General features: G+C 73.2%; 3 protein-coding genes. 2 read left to right on the top strand and 1 reads right to left on the bottom strand.

The window, feature by feature from the left end; all coding sequences use genetic code 11:
* Positions 1 to 441 (bottom strand): MurR/RpiR family transcriptional regulator (locus tag AOK03_RS40015; RefSeq protein WP_167355710.1); only part of this gene is annotated, 441 nt, incomplete at its 3' end.
* 123 nt (positions 442 to 564) lie between these two features.
* On the opposite strand from AOK03_RS40015, the gene AOK03_RS40010 reads away from it, so the two are divergent.
* A complete protein-coding gene (locus AOK03_RS40010; protein WP_055570218.1) occupies positions 565 to 921 on the top strand; it encodes a hypothetical protein in 357 nt (118 codons plus the stop codon).
* Positions 918 to 1184: a DUF4031 domain-containing protein gene (locus AOK03_RS40005; protein WP_055570217.1), complete on the top strand. Its 267-nt coding sequence runs from the start codon at positions 918 to 920 to the stop codon at positions 1182 to 1184. The genes AOK03_RS40010 and AOK03_RS40005 overlap by 4 nt, the downstream gene beginning before the upstream one ends.
* Positions 1185 to 1297: the final 113 nt, after the last annotated feature.

The raw sequence follows: 1297 nt of genomic DNA, 5'->3' as shown, positions 1-1297 counted from the left end.
GGCGAGCGCGGCGACGGCGGCGCCGAGCTGCCCGGTGTCCAGTCCGGCGGCGGTGTCGGCGAGGGTCTGCTGCTCGTCGTACGCCAGCTTCGCCACGACGTCCGCGATCGGGTCGTCGACGGCGATGTCCGCGGTGACGGCCGGGGCGCGGCCCGACTGCTGCTGGGCGGCGAGTCCGGCGAGGGCGAGGCGCAGGTCGCGGTAGCCGGGGTAGCCGAGGAGGCGGGCGGTGCGCACGACGGTCGCCTCGCTGGTGCCGGTGAGCTCGGCGAGGCCGGTGACCGTGAGGGCGGCGCATCCCGCGGGGTCGCCGGCGACGGCCTCGGCGACCCGCTGCATGGAGCGGGTCATCGACGGCGCGAGGGTCCGCACCTTGGCCGCGAGGGCGGCGGGGGCGGGGGGTGCGGCGTCCGCGAAAATTTCCTTCACATCATTGGTCACATCTGAAAGATATTTTCGGACCGGGTGGCCGGTCAAGACCCCGTAGGTCCCGAGCTCGCCCGGGACCTCGGTCATTCCCAGAGCCCTTTCCTGTCGGGTTGCGTACGGGGCGACAATGGCTGCATGGACACGATCGACCCCTTGGAGCAGGCGTTGCACGCCGCTCGCGCCCTTGTCCTCGCCGACCTGGTGACCCGCGAGGTCGCACAGGCCGAGGTCGTCTCGCTCGTCGAGGAGTCGGTGGCGCACCGACGCTGGTGGGTCGAGCAGTGGCCGGAAGGCGTCGACTACGTCGCCGGTCTCGTCGCCCAGGACGTCCAGGACGCGCTCCTGGAGCGGTACGGGCGGTGGCCGCTGTGTCCGGTGTGCGGCACGGGCGACCCCCACGCGCTGGACGTGGAACCGGAGCTGGGCCCCGACCCGCACTGGGTCTGCGGCAAGGCGGGCGTGGTCGTCGCCCCGGTGGGCGGCCTCACGTGACCGTCTACATAGACCCGCCCACCTGGCCGGGCCACGGCCGCATGTGGTCCCACCTGGTCAGCGACGTCTCCTTCGAGGAACTCCACGCGTTCGCGGCGGGGGTGGTGTGTCCGCCGCGCGCCTTCGAGCGCGATCACTACGACGTGCCCGCGGAGCGGTATGCGGACGCGGTGCGGGCGGGGGCGGTGGAGATCGGCTCGAAGGAGCTGGTGCGGAGGCTTACGGGGGCGGGGTTGCGGAGGCCTAAGGGGCGGCCCGCCTAGCGGAGTGGGGCGGTCCCGGTTCGGCCGGCTCTGCCGGTTACCCGGGTTCCGCCTGTTCCTCCGGTTCCGGGGCGAACCAGCCTTCCGCCTCGTGGCGCAGGCCCAGGGCGGTT

Origin of the sequence: Streptomyces atriruber, from assembly GCF_001418325.1 — a bacterium.
Classification (GTDB): Bacteria; Actinomycetota; Actinomycetes; order Streptomycetales; family Streptomycetaceae; genus Streptomyces; species Streptomyces atriruber.
The sequence above is the reverse complement of the archived record's forward strand: the minus strand, read 5'-3'. Positions and strand labels throughout refer to the sequence as shown.

Bases quoted from the DNA above. Each gene is read 5' to 3' on its own strand.
- AOK03_RS40010 (WP_055570218.1), top strand. From the start codon at position 565: ATGGACACGATCGACCCCTTGGAGCAGGCGTTGCACGCCGCTCGCGCC.